The organism is Duganella sp. OV510 (assembly GCF_900100205.1).
Lineage (GTDB): Bacteria > Pseudomonadota > Gammaproteobacteria > Burkholderiales > Burkholderiaceae_D > Rugamonas.
This window is the reverse complement of record NZ_FNEQ01000009.1, coordinates 115,685-134,983: the sequence shown is the minus strand read 5'-3', so window position 1 is coordinate 134,983 and position 19,299 is coordinate 115,685. Positions and strand designations below refer to the sequence as shown.

The window sequence follows — 19,299 nt, the reverse complement described above, 5'->3', positions numbered from 1 at the left end:
GACCATGTATCAAATTGATGTGCCCAGCGCGGCTCCGACGCTGCCTGCTGCTACCGCGCCCGGCCAGCCAGGGTATTTCACCGACGGCGATGTGGTCGCTGGGGTTGACCCGACCATCGTGCCTGCGGAGTTCCTGAACGCTGTCATGTTGGAATTGTTGGGGGTGGTCAGCGGCGCTGGCTTAACCCCTGCAAAGGGCCAGAGCGGACAAGTGCTGGCGGCGATTCGTAGTTTGATTCGATATACCCCCACTTCCACCAGCGCCGTCAACACGACTGGGGGAGCTACGAGCCTCAGCTTGGAGCAGTACAGCGCTTCGATCATTGTAGTGACGGGGGCGTTGACCTCGAACGCCAGCATCATCGTCCCTGCGGCTGTAGGACGCTGGACGATCATCAACGCGACAACTGGCAATTTCACGCTCGCGTGCTACGCGTCGGGAGGCACAGGTGTGTTCATTTCGCAAGGCGGCCTCGATGACGTGGTTTGTAACGGCGCCAGTGTGAAGTATGCGGTGGATGACGCTGCGACTAAGACGGTAGTGCAAACCAACGCCTTGTGTTTCGGCTTTGACGGCGGCAACGCCAATCTTTACAGCGTGGACTTTTCTCCGGCGATCAAGTCGTTTACGAACGGGATGCGGGTGATGTTCCGGGCGGCGAGTTCAAACAGTGGCGCCTGCCAGATGAGTGTGAACGGTTCAACCTGGAAACAGCTGCTCGGTCGTGCTCACGCCGCTCTCCAGGGTGGCGAAGTTGCCGCCGGCGGTATTGCAGAGGCGGTCTGGATTGCTGCGCTTGATTCATGGGTGCTGCTGGGCTGTACCGGGGGTGCCGTCCAGGTGCCGCCTGCGACCCAGCCGCAGCATGCGGTCAGCTTGGCGCAGGCCCAAGCAATGTCGGTGGGCGTGTACGTGAATTCTGCGCGGACGCTGGCGGTCGGCAACTACTTGGTCGACACCAGCGCTGGGTCGTTCTTGCTGCTGTTGCCGGCGGCGCCGAGCAAGGGCGACATGTTGACATTCATTGACCCGAACTCGAATTGGGGTGGGATCAATTGGACCCTCGGGCGTAACGGCAGGACGATCATGGGGCAAGCAAACGATCTGGTGATCAACGTCAGCGATCAGAAATTTTCTATTTGGTTTAACGGTACGGATTGGAGGTTAGCGTAATGCAGTTGAGTGACTTTGTAACGTCGATTTCCGGAGCTCCCCCTATCAATGCGACGTTGACTGCGGGTGAAGACGTTCAGCAGGGAGATATCATTACCATTGGGGCCGACAGCCTCGGCTACTATGCGATCGACCCCTCCCTGCCTGGCGCTTCGCTGCGGCCTATGTCGAGCACGGCCACGCTGCTAAATAGCCTGCAGGCGCCGACGACCGCTATTCCTGGCGCCACGGCGGCGCAGGCGGCGCGCGTAGGCTTTTGCAAACTGACTGGTAGCAATAACTTTGCTATCGCGTGGCAGAACTCGGCTGGATTGAACTTTACGATCTACAACCCGCTTGGCGTCCCGCAGGGCAGCTCTGTGTTCGTTGAGGCGGCGGCTAGTCAGCTTCTAGTGCGGATGGCTGCCCTGGTTGGCGGTGGTTTTGCACTGGCTTACATCGCGTCCGATGGCAATCCTCACTATGCGGTCTACACCAACGCCGGTGTGCTGGTTAAAGCCGGTACGCTCGTTGAGGCAGTTACCGGCAATGTCTACACGCTCGCACTCTCGGCACTGAATGAAGGGGGCTTTGTGGTGGGTTGGTACCGCCAGGTGTCGAACATCAATCAGCCGCGCTTTGCTGTGTATAGCGCGGCAGGGGTGCTGCAAGGTGCGATTACGCAGGTCGATACCTTGGGCGTGAACACGTCGCCTGGGCCTGATTCTATGTCCATTGCAGCGGTGAGTGGCGGTGGTTTCGTGATCGCGTATGAGTTCTACGCGGGCACAACAGCTTCTTCTAAGTTTGGACGATATAACTCGGGCGGCGTCCTGCAGGGGGCGGTCGCGGCTTATGGCGCAACGGTTACCAACGTCGAAATGGACGTGTTTGCCTGTGCTTTGACGGATGGCGGATTTGTCCTCGCACAGTATGCCTCCGCTTCGTTCATCCCCACGCTGACGAAATACGACGCGACTGGCACCGTGGTCGGTGTTCCGTTCTCGCTGGGCACTGTAGCTGGGGCTGCTAATTCCGGTGTCCGGATGGTCGCTGTGGCTGGTGGCGGCTATGCGCTGCTCTGGCCGAGCGCCGGAGCTTTGTACTTTGCGGTTTTCAATGCCGCCGCCGTTCAGGTCGGCTCGACGGCGACGATTAGCACGGCGAGTGTTTCCGTGCCACTTTCGTTGGCGCAGCTGAGCGATGGCGGCTTTGCTGCCGCCATCTCGTACAGCAGCAGCGTGTATGTGTTCCGACTTGATCCCGCTGGTGCGCTGCTGGGGGCGCCGTGCTACACGGTCGTTTCGGCTGTGGCCACGAATTTATTCGTCTCGGCCCTGTCGCAGACGATCAATCCAAACGTGATCACATACGTCGCCGTGTATGGTCACGGCACGTCGGTGGGTTTTTCAATCGTCAACTCGCAGGTACAAAAGATGACGCTGGCCGGCGTTGCCATCGCCGGCGCAGCGAAGAATACGGCACTGTTGGTGAAGATTAGCGGCGTTGCGACTTTGCGGACGGCTTTCAATCAGCCATACGCCACAAATAACCAGGGCAACGCGACGCCTGGGCAAAAAATGTCGGTCGTGGGTAGTACGGCCGTTTTACAGGGGGTGCAATGATGGGCTACGTATTGGTTAAGGGTGATGAGCGGCATGAGGTGGGTAATGACCGACCAGTCTATGACGCTCAGTATTTGGCCTGGCGTGCCCCGTCAGGCAATTTTTCTGACCCGGACCAGAGCTGGCGTGTTGAGTTTGAGGGCGAATTGGTAGAGTCGCTTCCTCTGTTGACGCCGATGACTTTGTACATGGCTTTTACGCCTGCGGAGCGCATCGCTATCAAGGCCTCGAAAGACCCGATGGTGCAGGAGTTCTGGGCGATGTATGAGCTGTCGGTAAAGCTGAACAAGCCTACCGATCCGAATCTGGTTTCAGTTCGTGACGCGATCGGATACCTCGCAGCGCCGGTCGAGCCAGGCCCGGGAGCAGGCATTCTCACGAATAGCGCTCGTGTAGATGAGATCCTGCAGGGCATTCCGCAGTAATTCGTAATACGCCACCACGGCCGCCTTCGGGCGGCTTTTTTTTCGCCGGGAGAAAATGCGCATGTCGCAAGAAAGTATCGAAACAACCGTCGCTCGACTGGACGAGCGTTTCAAAGGGTTCCAGAACCTGGTCGTGCAGATGGCTGATGATCAGCGCCGCATGGCGGAAAGCTACGAGAAGCTGGTCGAGAACAATAGCCGGGTCGGCCTGGTGGAGCAGGAGGTCATCGCTGTCAAGGAAAGCTTGCGTGTGATCTGGACGAAGCTGGACGCCTTCGCTGACGAGAACACCAAGAGCAGCCAGCGCTGGCTGTGGGAAATCGCCAAGGCGGTTCTGGCGGCTGGCGGCGCTGTGTTGGCGGCAAAGCTGTTCGGGGTGCACCTGTGAGCCCGCTTCTGATGACGCCGGTAGAGTTCATTGCGGCCGTTGGCCCGGCAGCGCGCGCATCGATGGCGACCACGCGCATCCCGGCCAGCTTCACGGTGGCGCAGGCCGCGCTGGAGTCGAGCTGGGGGAAGTCGCAGCTCGCTGTCCAGGCCCGTAACCTGTTCGGCGTGAAGGCGAGCGCCGGCTGGGCTGGTGACATCCTGACGATGGACACACGAGAGTTCATCAAAGGTCGGTGGGTGGTCGTGCCGGCACGCTGGCGTAAGTATCCGGACTGGCTGGCCTGCATCGATGACCATGCGCAGTTCCTGCTGAAAAATCCGCGTTACAAGCCGGCGTTCGCCTGCCATGAAGCGGAATCGTTCGTGCGCGCGGTGGCGGCTGCTGGTTACGCAACAGACCCGCAGTATGCGAACAAGATAATCGCAGTAATCCGCGGGCGTAACCTGACAGCGCTCGATAAGCAGTAATTCACCACCTGGCCCGGTTCTCCGGGCCTTTTCTTTTGGAGGCTTTACCAGTGAATCGCCAAGTCGCAATCCAGTTCTTCGCAGTGCTTGCCATCATCGCCGGCATTGGTGTCTCGTACTTCCCGCCACCGACCAATTCCGAGGCCATCTGGGCGCTCGTAAGCGGCTTCCTGGGCTATGGTGCCCGTGACCTGTTCGGCCCGCACGACCCGCCAGCTGGCGGTGGTGACGCGCCGACTTTCTCCAAGCAGGCTGGGTTCGCCCGGCTGCCGTTGCTGCTGATGCTGGCGTTGGTCTCCGCTGCGGCGCTCTCCGGATGCGGCGTAGTGAATGCCTATACCGGCGCCGCGCTCACGGCCGGCGAGGCCAACTACGCCGGCGCTAAGCAAAACGTCATGGCGGTCAGCGATATGAAGATGATCGTGTGGGCCGATGCCGCCTGCGCCTTGCCGCTCGGCGCCCTGGCCCGCAATGCGACCGGGAATCCGAACGCGGTGAATGCAGCCCTGGTGGCGTGCCCAATCCCAAACGTTGGCATTGTGCAGACGAAGGATGGCCAGGTGCAGGTCCAGCTGTCTCCAGCCAGCCCAACACCGCCGTACACGCCGCCATCGACGGACGCTAAGGCGGTGGCGAAATGACCGGCCGCTTCCTGAGCGAACTGGCGACGGTGCTGGTCGATGACCTGGCGTGCAGCGGGCGCGGCATTTGGCGTGTCACGGCGCCGTTGCAGTATCAATCCGATATTCTCGGGCGCACGATCGAAGTGGAGGCGGGCTTCCTGACGGACTTTGCGAGCGTGCCGCGTGTGCCGGTGGCGTACTGGCTGTTTGGCGACACGTCGCACCGTGCGGCTGTAATCCATGACTGGCTGTATCACCATCACGAAATCTGCGACGAGAAGACGGCCAACAAGGTGCTGCTCGAAGCGATGGAGGCGGAGGGCATTCCGGCCTGGCGCCGGACGTTCATCTACCTGGGCGTGAAGATTGGCGGCACGTCGTCCTGGCTGGAGGACTCGCGTGGCAATGGGCATTTGATCGTGGACGGCCGAATCGTCTAAGCACGTAGCTGTGCAGACGTCTCCACAGCTACGCTTGGCCGTTTGTATCGAATGCAGTTTCGATAGCGTGCCGCGCTACGGCTTGCTTAAGGATAGGGCACTGGTTGAGATTGCGGGCGAAGTAATACTGGGCCGAGTTCTCGACCGCAACGCCGTTGAAATGACCAATCGCACGGAAGTCGGCCACGCTGTTCTCCATTCCCGCCACGAGGCAAATTTCGGGTGTTAAGGGCACTATCGAGAACATCGAAAAGGTGTCTGGCACAAGGAACTCCCCGTGGCCAGGCCGGGCCCTCAGTATGCCCCAGGTGGTTCCCGCCATTCTGACGCGATTATCGTCAAGTATGCCGTGGAGTGATGGGCCAACCAGCAGCCGGCCGGGCATTGTCCCGTCGTTGCGGAAGAACATCACGCCGTGCTTTTCTAGATGCTCTTCCGTGTCCTTGTCGATAGGCCGCTCGGGGCGGCGCATGCGCAGCTTTTGGTCGGCCAAAGGGCGTTGCTTGAATTTGTGGCGAAGAATCCAGAGGAGGTAGTAATCCGTGATGGCGGCGTGCTCGTCCGGGGCGAAGGTCCGCTCTCCGGCCAATATTCTGTCGGCGATTTGCTGGAAGGCTATCTCGATATCCCCCATTAGCCCATGTTCTATTCGGTGATCCCATACGCGCTCGGCGCAGAACAGTACATCCGCCGCGCTTCTGCGGCGTGTTCGGCCAGATTTCACCTCATGCACTTCAACCCCGCCGTCGATGGCAAAGCGCTCAATGCTTCGCTTCGGGAGCGTGTGCTGTTTGGTCGTGAGGCGGTGAGGGTTGCCTGGCTGTGTGCGTTCAGGGCGCATTCAATCTCCTATCAAGACAGAGCGCCCGCCGCAACTGCGTCAACAGCGACGGCGGGCCTCATTCCACTGAGTTAGCAGTGAACCAAGCAAGGCTCTGCACCCTCCGGAGGGCGGCAGTAGTCTAGCATAAAAACGAAATAAGGTTTACTCTGTGGCAACACCTATCATTCCTTGGATCGGCGGCAAGCGACGCCTGGCCGATCGTCTTATCCCTCAATTTCCGCCTCACACCTGCTACGTCGAGGTATTCGCTGGTGGTGCTGCGTTGTTCTTCATGCGTCCGCCGGCTGACGTCGAGGTCATCAACGACATTAACGGCGAGCTGGTGAACTTATACCGTGTCGTCAAGAATCACCTGGAAGAGTTCGTTCGCCAGTTCAAGTACGCGCTGTCGAGCCGCGACGTGTTCAAATGGATGCAGGAGACGCCGCCCCATGTGCTGACCGACATTCAGCGCGCAGCGCGTTTTTTCTACTTGCAGCAGCAGGCATTCGGCGGGAAAGTGCAAGGGCAAACCTGGGGCACTGCGACCACGGCGCCGCCAGTGAACTTGCTCAGAATCGAGGAAAACTTGTCGGCTGCACACTTGCGGCTGGCCAGCGCCTATATCGAAAACATGGACTGGTACAAGTGCATGGAGCGATACGATCGGCCCCACACGCTGTTCTATCTCGATCCTCCGTACTGGGAGACGGAGGGTTACGGCGTGGATTTTCCGTTGCCTGAATACGAGCGTATGGCAGAACTGATGGCGCGACTGAAAGGCAAGGCCATTCTCAGCCTAAATGATCACCCGGACATTCGGCGCGTGTTCGCACGCTTCCAGATGGAGACCACGGGCATTTCGTACACGGTTGGCGGTGGTGGTCGAGCTGTCGATCGCAAAGAGCTGATCATCTATAGCTGGGATCGCGCGGCCGAGCCGGCGGGTTTGTTCTAATCATCCTTGAGCGGGTTTGGTCAGTGCATATTCGCTGATCCGCTCAAAAAATAAGGGGAGCCGGTCCTGTCGATCGGAGAGGTTGATCAGCTCCCCTGCAGCGACCAAGCCCAACGCCCCGGCGACGCCGAGGGCGTTGGCGACTTCCTCGTCCGCATAACTGCCCTCAACACGACCTGGCTTGTGCCGGCGTGAAACCTGATGAAATCCCGTGTGCGTGAACCCATTCAGGGCCGTCCACGCGCTTTTCTTGAGGCTGGAAAGTACGCCGTCGGGAGTTTGAATGAAGGCCTCGAATTCCTCTATCAGTGTCCCGAATTGCTTATCAAGTTTCCCTCGTTTGAACCTGGCCACATCGTCATCGGTGGCGCACCGATGCAGCCATAGTGCGCGCACCAAGGATTCCATGAGGACGCGAATCAGCGCGAAAGCTGAGCCGTGCAGCTCGGTCCTTGCCAAGAGTGCGATTGCGGCCTGATGCTCGATGGCGACGTCCAGGCAGCCCACGACCAGCAGCGTGCGATCATCGGCGGGTAGCGTCACGCCGGCGGTCTGTTGGTCTATCCAGGCGATGACAGCTTCAAGTTCAGCCAGAGCGTTCTGCGCCTTCAAGGGGTGCCTCCGGTGCTTGATGCCTTTGGTTGTTTGCGCGATACGCTGATTTCGTCGATCTGCGATGCCCGCCATGTCGGCTCAGCGCGTGCCATGAGGTCTTCATGCGGCAGCGTTTCCAGCATGGCTGCGATCCGATCAGCTTCGCGGTCAAACTCCGCGTCCACCCAGGCCAAGGTCACCTCGCACAGCAATTTAAGATTGCCGTAGTTTTCGTTAATTAGGGTGTCAGTATGGATCGGCATCGTGAAGACCTTGGCAACTTTCTGCGGCGAAGGCGGCGGGTTGATAAGCGCGCCCGGAATGCTTTGCGAGAGCGCATTGTCGTCGTGAACGATGTGCTTGTGCCGCAGGGCTTTCATGTAGTCGAACGCCCACGTCGCCATGCTGGGTTGGCCTTTTAATACTTGGGCGGGCTGGAGGAAGCGTCGTGCTCCATCGCCAAAGCACTTGACGAAGTGGACAACAGCGCACCGCCAGAGGGCTTGCTGTATAAACTGGTCGGTTGAGTGCTGATTGATGCCGTCCAGGCACTGGATTGCAAATCGCAGATCGTCCTGGTGCAGCGCGAGGTCGGCGAGCCACTTCCCCTCTATCGGGCTCAGCGTGATCGCGCGAGTGCTTGGGAATCCCTGTATTTCGATCCGACCATCATTGAATATCACCTGCAAAGGTTCCATGTGTTTCCGCATGTGTGCAGACGTCTGCACAATCTAATGCGCTCCTTTGGTGTCTTAGTGGAAAGTCAGCATAGCACAGTATCTACTGTGCAAGAATACAGTGTTTTAGGCGGAGGGACTGAAGGGTGCGTCACGCAGATCGCACGAAAGCACGCATTTTTTTGCTTTGTGGTGGTTCATAGGTGTGCGTTTATGCCGCCCAGGTGGGAGGCGAATGCGCACGGCAATTGGGCGGCGCAAGTGCCTCAGTAAACATATAAGGCTATAAGCATATTAATTATTGGAGCAGACAGAATATATATAAAGGGGGTGGGAGGCGAGCGAGCGCCCCTATTCGCCGGCTTGACGGTTGGCAAGGGGAGGGGGCGTGCTGCATACTCTGTTCGTCAATAAGCAGGAGGAAACGAACATGAGCGACACGCAAGAAGAAGTCTCCAGTGCGCCAAAGCTGGTGACCAAGGAGAAGGAAAAAGAAAGCCGTAAGAAGTGGGGCGACGCCTTGATCGATGCCGGCTACACAATTTTGCCAAGCACCTTGGTGACGCGCCAAAAGGCGCTGGGGCTTGAGCCGATCCACGTGAACATTTTGCTTGTTCTCCTTACGTATTGGTGGACGGCAGATAACCTGCCCTATCCGACAAAGAAGACGATGGCTGAAATGATCGGAGTCGATCAGTCCACTATTCGTCGGCGCATTGCTCAGATGGAAAAAGCGGGATTTATCAAGCGCAACATACGGAAGGTTGAACACGACCGGAACAAGCCGAACGTGTACGATTTTTCCGGCCTGATCGACGTGTTACAGCCATTCGCCCAAGAAGAAATCCAAGCTAGAGAGGCGGCACGTGTGGCAAAGGCGAAGCGTGTAAGCAGCAAGAAACCTATGCTTAAAGTCGCGTAGGTTTAAAAATAACAACATACGAGTAGAACATGGAAAATCCAGCCTTTAAAACCGCCCTGGGCTTGCTGTTGAAGTCGATGACACAAGACGATGAGGCGAAGCAGAAGTCGAACAATCAGGTTATCTTGCCGATTGGTAAGACGCCGCAGGTGCTTCTTGACTTGGGTATGCCGGATTTGCAGCTGGCTATTACTGGTAAGGTCGTGGGCAAAGTGTATTTCGAGCACGGCATCCCGAAGGGGACTCTGGAGCGGATTTACGCGATGCTGGAAATGCCGAAAGCAGTGTTTAAGGGGCACCTGGACAATCCGGGCTCGGCAGTCCTGACCTATGAAGTTAAGAACATGGCGCCCATTATCATCGCTGTTCATCCGAATAAGCAGATGGGCCGTTTAAGCTATAACAATGTCGCTAGCGTTTACGCCAAGTCCACTGCGGGTCGGGAGAGCATCGAAGATCGCTGGACGAGGGAGGGGTTGTTGTTGTGGGCGGCGTCAGCGGTGCCAGCGGTGCCAGTGGCGCTAAAGCTGGTGGGGCAGAAATGAAAAAAGTCGCTGCATTCCACGGTAAGAGCCCACTCTGCTGACGGGATACGGGACGAAATGCGAACGACTTAGGAAGGATTATACATCAAATTTGCTGCATGTATCAATTTCGAGGCATGCCCGCGTGACAGGGCGAGCCCAGTCTTCTCGCCGTTGCCAAGTGTTAAGGCGCTATATATACTGTATTTATGTACAGTGAAACGCATTCCTACATTGCTGAGGGCGGATGCCCTAAGACCGATACGCCGGCTGGCCAGAAGGTGGCGGTTATCGTCTTGCGTGGCCGTGGTTTCAAGCTCTCCTATGCAGAGCTGACCACTGCCGAACCATTGATTGGCTACATAAACCGGATGGACGGGAATGGTGCGCGCTCTGGAATGGCCTACCGCACTCACGGCGTTCTTGAGTTGAGGGCATCTGCGTCAGCTCTCGGCAGCATCGCCCACCTTAATAATCCGGTGTTGTTCGATTGGAACAAGGACGGACAGATTTATGAGGGTTGGGTGCTGGAGCGAGATCCGGCGGATGGTCGGCTGCAACAGGTCGTTCAGATGTGGTGGATTCGAAATCTTGAGGCGCTGACCGAAAAGCCCGAAATTAAACCCTTCCAGCTTCTGCATGGTCAGCGAGCAAAATGACCGCCAATCTAATCCTGCTGGTGTAGGCCCGCCAAATAAAAAAGCCAGCAAATGCCGGCTCTTTTACACGCTGTCGGAAAATTTCTAAACTCGTCGGAAATTTCACTTTGCGAAATAAATCAATTTCTCGTAAGTCTTTGATCTATTTGAATTTTTTGGGGTGGCTGATGGGGCTCGAACCCACGACAACAGGAATCACAATCCTGGACTCTACCAACTGAGCTACAGCCACCGCTGTTTTGTTATTCAACTAGCGCTGAACAACGAGCCAGAATTATACAAGCCAGTTTCGATTCCTGCAAATTTAATTTGAGCATTGTTTCGATCCCGGCCAGCTGGCTTAAACATCAATCTTTTCGACCTCGGGCTGTAATCCCAGCAAATCGTTGAAGGCTTGTGTCAGCGCTGCGGCCTCGCCAGTGGTGTAACCGCGCAGCGTGGCGTCCGGTTTTAGCTCGGGACGCAGCAGGCCGGCGCCTTCCAGCAGACGGCCCAGTTGGCGCGCCACGGCGTCGCCGGTATCGATCAGCGTCACGTCATCACGCGCATGGTCGTGCAGCACACGCTCGATGCCTTGCCTGACGAACGGGTAGTGCGTGCAGCCCAGCACCAGCGTGTCTGCGCCCTGGTCCAGCAGCGGGGCGACGTATTTTTCCAGCATGGTGTGGATGGCCGGCGCCTGCAGGTCGCCTTTTTCGATTTCATCGACCAGGCCAACCGCCGGTTGCAGCAGGAACTCGGCCTGCGTGGCAGCACTGATCTGCTCGCGCAGTTGCAGGAACTTCTCGCCCTTCAGCGTGCGCGCCGTCGCCAGCACGCCGACCTTGCCATTTTTCGTCGCGGCGGCAGCCGGCTTCAGGCCTGGTTCGACGCCAACCACCGGCAGATCGCTGTAGCGCAAGCGCACTGCCTTGATGGCGGCCACGGTGGCGGTATTGCATGCGACCACCAGCGCCTTGGCGCCATGCGACAGCAGGAACCCGGTCACCGCCAGCGCCCGTTCGACCACATACTCTTCGGTCTTGTCGCCGTAGGGCGCATGGCCGGAATCGGCCACATACATCAGGTGTTCGTTCGGATACTGCGCGCGGATATGGCGCAGCACCGACAGCCCGCCCACGCCGGAGTCAAACACGCCGATGGGGGCGCTGGGTGAGCGGGCGATGTGCATCAGGCAGTCACGACAGGCACGTTCAGCTGCTCGATGCGGGCCTTCCATTCCGCCGGGCCGGTGTTGTGCACCGAGGTGCCGGCCGAATCAACTGCCACGGTGACTGGCATGTCCACCACGTCGAATTCGTAGATGGCTTCCATGCCCATGTCGGCAAAGCCCAGCACACGCGATTCCTTGATGGCTTTCGATACCAGGTAGGCCGAACCGCCCACCGCCATCAGGTAGGCCGACTGGTGTTTCTTGATTGACTCGATCGCCGCCGGGCCGCGCTCGGCCTTGCCGATCATCGCGATCAGGCCGGTTTTCTCCAGCATCATGTCGGTGAACTTGTCCATGCGGGTGGCAGTGGTTGGGCCAGCCGGGCCGACCACTTCGTCACGCACCGGATCAACCGGGCCAACGTAGTAGATGACGCGGTTCTTGAAGTCCACCGGCAGTTCTTCGCCTTTGGCCAGCATGTCCTGGATGCGCTTGTGCGCGGCGTCGCGGCCGGTCAGCATCTTGCCGTTCAACAGCAGGGTCTGGCCTGGCTTCCACGATGCGACTTCTTCCTTGGTCAGCGTGTCCAGATTGACGCGCTGCGATTTCTCGGTGTCCGGCGCCCACGACACATCCGGCCAGGTCGACAGCGGTGGCGGTGTCATGTAGGCAGGGCCGGAGCCGTCCAGCACGAAGTGGCCGTGGCGGGTGGCGGCGCAGTTCGGAATCATGGCGACTGGCTTCGATGCGGCGTGGGTCGGGTGCATCATGATCTTCACGTCCAGCACGGTGGTCAGGCCGCCCAGGCCTTGCGCGCCGATGCCCAGCGCGTTGATCTTGTCGCACAGTTCGATACGCAGTTCTTCCAGCTTGTTCTGCGGGCCGCGCTGCTTCAGTTCGAACATGTCGATGTCTTCCATCAGCACTTCTTTTGCCATCAGCATTGCCTTCTCGGCGGTGCCGCCGATGCCGATGCCCAGCATGCCAGGCGGGCACCAGCCGGCACCCATGGTTGGCACGGTTTTCAGTACCCAGTCGATCAGCGAATCGGATGGATTCATCATGATCATCTTGGATTTGTTTTCCGAGCCGCCGCCTTTGGCTGCGACCTTGACGTCAACGGTGTTGCCTTCGACCAGCTCCATGTGCACCACGGCTGGCGTGTTGTCCTTGGTGTTCTTGCGGTCGAAGTGCGGGTCGGCGACGATCGACGCGCGCAGCTTGTTGTCATCGAAGTTGTAGGCGCGGCGCACACCTTCATTGACGGCGTCGGTGACGGTGCCGCTGAAGCCCTCGAAGCGCACGCCCATGCCGATCTTCAGGAAGACGTTGACGATGCCGGTGTCCTGGCAGATCGGACGCTTGCCCTCGGCGCACATGCGCGAGTTGGTCAGGATCTGCGCGATGGCGTCTTTCGCCGCCGGGCTTTGCTCGTGCTCGTAGGCGCGGGCCAGGTGCTCGATGTAGTCAGCAGGGTGGTAGTAGCTGATGTACTGGAGTGCGGCGGCAACGGATTCAATCAGGTCTTCTTGCTTTATGATGGTCATGATGTTCTCGCGTGAGGGTGTAGGCTTAATGGTGTTTTGAATCGTTGTGCGTCATCGTCGTCAGGCGGTCGGTGTAGGCGATGGCCATGGCCGACAGCAGGAACACCACGTGAATGGCGGTCTGCGCGATGATGACTTCCGGCTTGTACGAGGCGGCGTTGATGAAGGTCTTCAGCAGATGGATCGACGAGATGCCGATGATCGCCATCGCCAGCTTGGTCTTCAGCACTGATGCGTTGACATGCGACAGCCACTCCGGCTGATCCGGATGGGTATCCAGGTTCATGCGCGAGATGAAGGTTTCGTAGCCACCGATGATGACCATCACCAGCAGGTTGGAAATCATCACCACGTCGATCAGCCCCAGCACGACCAGCATGATGGTGGTTTCGTTGAGTTTTTCCGGCATCGGCGAGCCTGGCACGGCCACCGCCTGGATGATGTGCTGCAGGGCGGCGTCGTTGCCGAAGGCGGCGCCGATCAGGTCTTTCAACTCGACCCAGAAATGGAACACGTAGACGCACTGCGCCAGTATCAGGCCGAGATACAGCGGCAGTTGCAGCCAGCGGGTCATGAAGATAAAAGCGGGCAAAGGGCGCAGCTTCGGTTTAGGCTCGGTCATTATCGGCAAAACTCCTGGAAATAAGGCAGACTATAAAAACTGCCGACATTTTACACGCGCTGCCGGGCGACCGCATCGGTAGGCTGCATTGAAATATTGGTAAAATTGTCCGGCGTGCCATCCTCCGCCGGGGATGAGCCGGCTGTAAGGGCGCAGTAAGCGATCGCGTTTATGTTTGATAGCAAACGATTACTACAACATTGGAGACACCATGAGCGGCACAACTACCCAAGGACCACAAGAAACCCGTATCTTCGCGCCACCGGCGGCGTTTGCAGCAGCGGCAGCAGTTTCCGGCATGGACGCGTACAACGCGCTGTGCGCCGAAGCGGCCTCCGACTACGAAGGCTTCTGGGCACGCCTGGCGAAAGAACACCTGGAATGGCAAACGCCATTCACCCGCACCCTCAACGAAGACAACGCGCCGTTCTACAAATGGTTCGAAGACGGCAAGCTGAATGTCTCGTACAACTGTCTGGACCGCAATCTGCAAAACGGCAACGCCGACAAGACCGCCATCATCTTTGAAGCGGACGACGGCACAGCGACCCACGTCTCGTATAAGGCACTGCACGAGAAAGTCTGCAAATTCGCCAACGGTTTGAAAGCGCGCGGCATCAAGAAAGGCGACCGCGTCATCATCTACATGTCGATGTCCGTGGAAGGCGTGGCCGCGATGCAAGCCTGCGCGCGTATCGGCGCCACGCACTCGGTGGTGTTTGGCGGCTTCTCCGCCAAATCGCTGCAAGAGCGCATCATCGACGCCGGCGCGGTGGCGGTCATCACCGCCGATGAACAGCTGCGTGGCGGCAAGCGCCTGCCGCTGAAATCGATTGTTGACGAAGCGTTGGGCCTCGGCGGCTGCGACACCATCAAGGACGTCATCGTCTACAAGCGCACCGGCGGGGACATCGCCTTCAAGGAAGGCCGCGACCTGTGGCTGCATGATCTGGTCGACGGCCAGTCGGCGGTGTGCGAACCGGAATGGGTGGAAGCCGAGCATCCGCTGTTCATCCTCTACACCTCCGGCTCGACCGGCACGCCGAAGGGTGTGCAGCACTCCAGCGGTGGCTACCTGTTGTGGGCCGCGCTGACGATGAAATGGGCGTTCGACCTGAAGCCATCGGACGTCTACTGGTGCACCGCCGACATCGGCTGGGTGACTGGCCACAGCTACATCGCCTACGGACCGACTGCGGTGGGCGCGACGCAGGTGGTATTCGAAGGCATACCGACCTTCCCGAACGCCGGCCGTTTCTGGGAAACCGTGGCCAAGCACAAGGTCAACATCTTCTACACCGCGCCAACCGCGATCCGTTCGCTGATCAAGGCGTCGGACGTGGACCCGAAAGTGCATCCGAAGAACTACGACCTGTCGTCGCTGCGCCTGCTGGGCACGGTGGGTGAGCCGATCAATCCGGAAGCCTGGATGTGGTACTACACCCAGGTGGGCGGCGAGCGTTGCCCGATCGTCGACACCTTCTGGCAGACTGAAACCGGCGGCCACATGATCACCCCGCTGCCGGGCGCGACGCCGATGGTGCCGGGTTCCTGCACCTTGCCGCTGCCAGGCATTATGGCGGCGATTGTCGACGAATCGGGCCATGACGTGCCGAACGGGCAGGGCGGCATCCTGGTGGTGAAACGTCCATGGCCATCGATGATACGCACGATCTGGAACAATCCGGAGCGCTTCAAGACCTCGTACTTCCCGGAAGAGCTGGGCGGCAAGATGTACCTGGCCGGCGATGGCGCGATCCGCAACAAGGACACCGGCTACTTCACCATCACCGGCCGCATCGACGACGTGCTGAACGTGTCGGGTCACCGCATGGGCACGATGGAGATCGAATCGGCGCTGGTGGCGAATCCACTGGTGGCCGAGGCAGCGGTGGTCGGCAAGCCGGACGACACCACCGGCGAATCGATCTGCGCGTTCGTCGTGCTGAAGCAAGCGCGCCCGACTGGCGAGGATGCCAAGAAGCTTGCGCTGGAACTGCGTAACTGGGTGGCGAAAGAGATAGGTCCGATCGCCAAGCCGAAAGAGATCCGCTTCGGCGACAACCTGCCGAAGACCCGCTCCGGCAAAATCATGCGCCGCCTGCTGCGCGTGCTGGCCAAGGGCGAGACGATTACGCAGGACGTGTCGACACTGGAAAACCCGGCGATTCTGGAGCAGCTGAAAGAGACATCCTAATAAGTTTTGTACTCTGGGGAATCTTTGCTATAATTCGCCGCTTCCCGAGGTTTGGGAAATGCAGGAGAGGTGGATGAGTGGTTGAAGTCGCACGCCTGGAAAGCGTGTATAGGGTCAAACCTATCGGGGGTTCGAATCCCCCTCTCTCCGCCAGAATTGACGTATTCATGCGGGTTTCAGGGTGATTGTGCTTTTCTACCCATGTTTCCACCCATGTTTCAAAGATCAGTGGCCCACTAGTTGGGCCACTTTCTTTTTCTGCTCCAGTTTTTTTTTCTTCCATTCTCTCCTTGCAGTAAAAAGTCGAATTGCGCTGCGCTTGCAAAACTTGGATCTCCTCAACTACCACGGGAATCCGATGGACCAAGATGTACTCGCACTGTTGAAGCTGGACCAGGTGCAAATCAAAGTGCCGCTGTCACGCAGTGGAATCTACGCAAAAATCAAAGACGGTAAGTTTCCCGCTCCCATCTCGCTGGGTGGTCGTGCTGTAGGCTGGTTGAATACCGAGATCGACGCCTGGATCATCGCGCAGGCCGAGGCGCGCTCGGTGCCGCGTCGCAAAAGCTGGGGATGCGCATGAGCGCCGACATTCTGTCTGTGGTTCATGACGGCGCGGTGTGCATCGGTGGTGGCGCCAATGGCGCGGCAAAGCGCCACGGAATGGGTGTTACGCCTACCATCACCAGCACGACCGAGCTTAACCGCATCATGACGGCATCGTACCCCGGTGATGCGGTTGCCATCATGGGGGCCGTGAGTCGAGGTATGTCCGTACCCGCCAGCGGCACTGCGCTGTCTCCTGCGCATCATGGGGCGTTGCAGATGGCATCGAAGGGCATTCCGGTCTTTCCGGTTTGGGGCGCGAACTCCAACGGCCACTGCCACTGTCCTAAGGCCGATCAATGCACGCATCCGGGCAAACATCCGCGCTACTCGGGGTGGATGGAAGCTGCAACCGCCGACTTCAACACGATCAACGAGTGGTTCCAGAAGGACCCTACGCTGAATTATGGCGTGCGTCTGGGGCGCGAGGTCGGTAATACCGGCAAGATGCTGATGGTAGTCGATGTGGACAGCTACAAAGTCGGCGGAGCTGAAGCTCTGGAGATGCTGGAAGCGATTCATGGTCGACTGCCTGAGACGGCCGAGGTGGTAAGCGGCGCTGGCGGCCGCCACTGTTATTACTGGGCTGGTAGCTCGTTGAGCTTCGTGGGCTCGATGGGCGAAAACATCGACCTGAAAGTTAACGGATACGTCGTTGGGCCTGGTTCCCGCCACGCCAATGGCGGGCTCTACGGCTGGGAAGGGTCTAGCAACCCATTCGAGGGCCAGGAGATTGCGGACGCACCGCAATGGCTGATCGACAAATTTAGCAAGGCCAAGCGTGATGAGCCGAACGTTGAAAATGTCACCAACGACGAGCTGCAAGAGCATGAAGTAGCGAGTATTAAGAACGATCTGTCGTATATCTCGGCTGCTTGCAGGCGCGCCGAATGGCTGGAAATCTTGATGGCCTTGCACGCCCGCGATCAGTCCCTGAGCATGTTCAAAATTGCGGACGAGTGGAGCCAGACCTGCCCGGAAAAGTACGACGCCGCCGCGCTGGTAAAAGCGTGGAATAGCTTTAAGCCGACTGGCGGCATTACCTATGAGACTGTCCGCCGCATTGCCTTGGATGCCCGCATCAAGGACGTCGATATCAGCAAGATCATGGAGAAAGCCATGAGCAACCCAGCTGCGGCACCGATCACCTGCTCCTCGGCCGAGCAAGGAGATCACCCGGTTACGCAGCCCACCCGCCGCTATAAGCTGCTTTCCGCGAACGATCTGGCAAATGCACCGCCACTCCAGTGGATGATTCGCGGCTTGTTCCCGCAGACTGGGCTGGTGGCGTTGTACGGCCCGAGCGGAAGCGGTAAATCGTTCCTGGCTTTGGATCTTGCGGCGATGGTCGCAGGCGGCGGTGACGAGTGGTACGGCATGCGGGTTAAGAATGGCCCAGTGACCTACTGCGTGCTGGAAGGCGAGGGCGGTATGGGGAAGCGAGCTAAAGCGTGGGCGCAGCACCACGGGAAGCCGTTGCCGGACAACCTGCGGTTTATCACCCAGCCGATCAACATGCTGCACTCGAACGACATTGAAGATCTGGCTGATGCCATCATTGAGGCCAGTGGTGTTGGTGGCCTGACGATTCTCGACACGCTGAACCGCGCAGCGCCTGAGGCTGATGAAAATTCGTCCAAGGACATGGGCGGCATCATCGCTGCGGCCAAGAGGCTGCAAAGCCTCACTGGTGGACTGGTGATGCTGGTGCACCATACAGGTAAAGAGGCTGTGAAAGGTATGCGTGGTCACTCCAGCCTGTTCGCTGCAATGGATGCGGTCATTGGCGTAATGCCGAGCCAAGCTGGTCCCTCGTGGGTGATCCAGAAGTGCAAAGACGACGCAACGGGGACAGCCTACAAGTTCAGCCTCGAAGCGCTGGTAGTTGGCGTCGATGATGAGGATGACGAGATCTCATCGTGCGTGGCAGTCCCAGTTGGCCCGGCATTTGCAGTGCGTCAATCCAAGAAGCTGGGGCCGCATCAAGTGGTAGCAATGGCGACGTTGGAGGCCATCTTCTGCGGCTCAGAGGGGGCGGTCCTCTACGACGAAGCGATTGCCGCAGTGGCCGCGAAGTTGGACGTCGACAACAAACACAAGCGCGAGCGCGCCAAGGCCGCAATCGGCGGCTTGGTCGATAAAGGCAAAATCAAAATCGACAGCAACTACGTTCGCCCAGCGTAGTTAATTTTCCCCGTTCCCGGTTTCCCTTCCCCCTTATAGGGGGAGTGGGAAAAACCGGGACATATTTCGGCTTGCCCGGACATTCCCACAGTGTCATGAACCGGGAAAGAGCGGGACCGGGACGGCCGGTTTAAGTCCAATCAAAAAAAGCTTGCCATCAAAAAGTCGAATTGTCTTTCGCCGGCCATGATGGTAACTGCCCGATCCGTTCGGACGGGATAGTTCACATTGGAGACTCATGAGCAAACGCAACCAATGGCCGCAGAAGGCCGACTTCAAAAAACTTCCACACGCTGATGCCGTTGCACTGCTGAACGCATTCGGCACCATTCGCAATCTGGAGTGCCTGCGTACGTTGGGAAACTTCCGCCACGTTTCCTTCATTAGCCCGCGCTCGTTCGATATGTTCGACCTCTACAAAGCACTGGGCTATGTTGTTGACGTAGTTAACGCAGATCTGGACGACAAGCGCATGGAGGCATTCCGCAAGCGTTTGAGCGCCAGCTTGGGCGAACTGGATAAACCCATTGCGGTTACCCTGATTGGCCGTCATTGCCACAACTACATCATAGAGCCGATGGCATGGTCACAGGCGCACCTGCGCTGATTTTGCGCAGCCGACAGTAGCCCCACCAAGCGAACCGCGCGTGAACGTGCCCGGTTCGCTTTTGTTTTAGGTAGCTGAGATGAAAAAAGCAAAAGCTCCACG

21 protein-coding genes and 2 tRNA genes are annotated in these 19,299 nt (G+C 58.5%); 16 read left to right on the top strand and 7 right to left on the bottom strand.

Going from position 1 to position 19,299, the window contains the following annotated elements; all coding sequences use genetic code 11:
• Nucleotides 1-4 precede the first annotated feature (4 nt).
• The 7 genes from BLS51_RS22325 (at nucleotide 5) to BLS51_RS22295 (ending at nucleotide 5,124) form a co-directional block, all read left to right on the top strand.
• Nucleotides 5-1,174 carry a hypothetical protein gene (locus BLS51_RS22325; RefSeq protein ID WP_090189611.1) on the top strand — a complete coding sequence of 390 codons (1,170 nt, stop codon included), beginning with the start codon at nucleotides 5-7 and terminating at the stop codon, nucleotides 1,172-1,174.
• Nucleotides 1,174-2,778, top strand: a complete 1,605-nt coding sequence (locus BLS51_RS22320) for a hypothetical protein (RefSeq protein ID WP_090189613.1) — start codon at nucleotides 1,174-1,176, stop codon at nucleotides 2,776-2,778. The genes BLS51_RS22325 and BLS51_RS22320 overlap by 1 nt, the downstream gene beginning before the upstream one ends.
• Nucleotides 2,775-3,203, top strand: a complete 429-nt coding sequence (locus tag BLS51_RS22315) for a hypothetical protein (protein WP_139168766.1) — start codon at nucleotides 2,775-2,777, stop codon at nucleotides 3,201-3,203. Before BLS51_RS22320 ends, BLS51_RS22315 begins: the two co-directional genes overlap by 4 nt.
• Nucleotides 3,204-3,264: 61 nt before the next feature.
• Nucleotides 3,265-3,591 carry a hypothetical protein gene (locus BLS51_RS22310; protein WP_139168765.1) on the top strand — a complete coding sequence of 109 codons (327 nt, stop codon included), beginning with the start codon at nucleotides 3,265-3,267 and terminating at the stop codon, nucleotides 3,589-3,591.
• Nucleotides 3,588-4,061 carry a glycoside hydrolase family 73 protein gene (locus BLS51_RS22305; RefSeq protein ID WP_229207717.1) on the top strand — a complete coding sequence of 158 codons (474 nt, stop codon included), beginning with the start codon at nucleotides 3,588-3,590 and terminating at the stop codon, nucleotides 4,059-4,061. Before BLS51_RS22310 ends, BLS51_RS22305 begins: the two co-directional genes overlap by 4 nt.
• A gap of 50 nt (nucleotides 4,062-4,111) precedes the next feature.
• Entirely contained in the window at nucleotides 4,112-4,702 is a 591-nt protein-coding gene (locus BLS51_RS22300) for a hypothetical protein (protein WP_090189620.1), read from the top strand.
• Nucleotides 4,699-5,124, top strand: coding sequence for a DUF1353 domain-containing protein (locus tag BLS51_RS22295; RefSeq protein WP_090189621.1), 426 nt, complete (start codon nucleotides 4,699-4,701; stop codon nucleotides 5,122-5,124). The genes BLS51_RS22300 and BLS51_RS22295 overlap by 4 nt, the downstream gene beginning before the upstream one ends.
• A 28-nt stretch (nucleotides 5,125-5,152) precedes the next feature.
• Here the strand turns inward: BLS51_RS22295 and BLS51_RS22290 are convergent, their stop codons facing one another.
• Complete coding sequence (locus BLS51_RS22290) at nucleotides 5,153-5,965, bottom strand: hypothetical protein (protein WP_090189623.1); 813 nt, start codon at nucleotides 5,963-5,965, stop codon at nucleotides 5,153-5,155.
• A 151-nt stretch (nucleotides 5,966-6,116) separates the two neighbouring features.
• On the opposite strand from BLS51_RS22290, the gene BLS51_RS22285 reads away from it, so the two are divergent.
• On the top strand, nucleotides 6,117-6,905 hold the full coding sequence (locus tag BLS51_RS22285) for a DNA adenine methylase (protein WP_090189625.1): 789 nt from the start codon (nucleotides 6,117-6,119) through the stop codon (nucleotides 6,903-6,905).
• Here BLS51_RS22285 and BLS51_RS22280 read toward each other — a convergent pair whose 3' ends face one another.
• On the bottom strand, nucleotides 6,906-7,517 hold the full coding sequence (locus BLS51_RS22280; protein WP_090189627.1) for a DUF6988 family protein: 612 nt from the start codon (nucleotides 7,515-7,517) through the stop codon (nucleotides 6,906-6,908). It abuts the gene before it with no gap.
• Nucleotides 7,514-8,197, bottom strand: coding sequence for a hypothetical protein (locus BLS51_RS22275; protein ID WP_139168764.1), 684 nt, complete (start codon nucleotides 8,195-8,197; stop codon nucleotides 7,514-7,516). The genes BLS51_RS22280 and BLS51_RS22275 overlap by 4 nt, the downstream gene beginning before the upstream one ends.
• Before the next feature lie 409 nt (nucleotides 8,198-8,606).
• On the opposite strand from BLS51_RS22275, the gene BLS51_RS22270 reads away from it, so the two are divergent.
• From BLS51_RS22270 to BLS51_RS22260, 3 genes are all read left to right on the top strand, one after another.
• Nucleotides 8,607-9,098, top strand: coding sequence for a helix-turn-helix domain-containing protein (locus BLS51_RS22270; protein WP_139168763.1), 492 nt, complete (start codon nucleotides 8,607-8,609; stop codon nucleotides 9,096-9,098).
• A gap of 29 nt (nucleotides 9,099-9,127) precedes the next feature.
• On the top strand, nucleotides 9,128-9,643 hold the full coding sequence (locus tag BLS51_RS22265) for a MuF-C-terminal domain-containing protein (RefSeq protein WP_139168762.1): 516 nt from the start codon (nucleotides 9,128-9,130) through the stop codon (nucleotides 9,641-9,643).
• A gap of 188 nt (nucleotides 9,644-9,831) precedes the next feature.
• The gene (locus BLS51_RS22260) at nucleotides 9,832-10,281 is read left to right on the top strand and encodes a hypothetical protein (RefSeq protein ID WP_090189635.1); all 450 of its coding nucleotides are present in this window, start codon (nucleotides 9,832-9,834) and stop codon (nucleotides 10,279-10,281) included.
• Nucleotides 10,282-10,437: 156 nt separating this feature from the next.
• On the opposite strand, the gene BLS51_RS22255 is transcribed toward BLS51_RS22260, so the two are convergent.
• The 4 genes from BLS51_RS22255 to BLS51_RS22240 all read right to left on the bottom strand — a co-directional run bounded on the left by BLS51_RS22255 (nucleotide 10,438) and on the right by BLS51_RS22240 (nucleotide 13,603).
• Nucleotides 10,438-10,513: transfer RNA gene (locus BLS51_RS22255), tRNA-His, on the bottom strand.
• A gap of 108 nt (nucleotides 10,514-10,621) precedes the next feature.
• Nucleotides 10,622-11,452 carry a glutamate racemase gene (gene murI, locus BLS51_RS22250; RefSeq protein ID WP_090189637.1) on the bottom strand — a complete coding sequence of 277 codons (831 nt, stop codon included), beginning with the start codon at nucleotides 11,450-11,452 and terminating at the stop codon, nucleotides 10,622-10,624.
• Entirely contained in the window at nucleotides 11,452-12,981 is a 1,530-nt protein-coding gene (locus BLS51_RS22245) for a fumarate hydratase (protein ID WP_090189639.1), read from the bottom strand. Before BLS51_RS22245 ends, murI begins: the two co-directional genes overlap by 1 nt.
• 25 nt (nucleotides 12,982-13,006) lie before the next feature.
• Complete coding sequence (locus tag BLS51_RS22240; RefSeq protein WP_090189640.1) at nucleotides 13,007-13,603, bottom strand: YqhA family protein; 597 nt, start codon at nucleotides 13,601-13,603, stop codon at nucleotides 13,007-13,009.
• Nucleotides 13,604-13,814: 211 nt separating this feature from the next.
• Between BLS51_RS22240 and acs the strand changes: the two genes are divergently transcribed.
• The 5 genes from acs (at nucleotide 13,815) to BLS51_RS22215 (ending at nucleotide 19,197) form a co-directional block, all read left to right on the top strand.
• A complete protein-coding gene (acs, locus tag BLS51_RS22235; RefSeq protein WP_090189642.1) occupies nucleotides 13,815-15,800 on the top strand; it encodes an acetate--CoA ligase in 1,986 nt (661 codons plus the stop codon).
• A gap of 63 nt (nucleotides 15,801-15,863) precedes the next feature.
• Nucleotides 15,864-15,953, top strand: a tRNA-Ser gene (locus tag BLS51_RS22230).
• 205 nt (nucleotides 15,954-16,158) lie between these two features.
• Nucleotides 16,159-16,383 carry a helix-turn-helix transcriptional regulator gene (locus tag BLS51_RS22225; protein WP_090189644.1) on the top strand — a complete coding sequence of 75 codons (225 nt, stop codon included), beginning with the start codon at nucleotides 16,159-16,161 and terminating at the stop codon, nucleotides 16,381-16,383.
• Complete coding sequence (locus BLS51_RS22220) at nucleotides 16,380-18,590, top strand: AAA family ATPase (RefSeq protein ID WP_175472656.1); 2,211 nt, start codon at nucleotides 16,380-16,382, stop codon at nucleotides 18,588-18,590. Before BLS51_RS22225 ends, BLS51_RS22220 begins: the two co-directional genes overlap by 4 nt.
• Before the next feature lie 238 nt (nucleotides 18,591-18,828).
• Nucleotides 18,829-19,197 (top strand): hypothetical protein, encoded by a 369-nt coding sequence (locus BLS51_RS22215; RefSeq protein ID WP_090189648.1) that lies wholly within the window; start codon nucleotides 18,829-18,831, stop codon nucleotides 19,195-19,197.
• Nucleotides 19,198-19,299 lie beyond the last annotated feature (102 nt).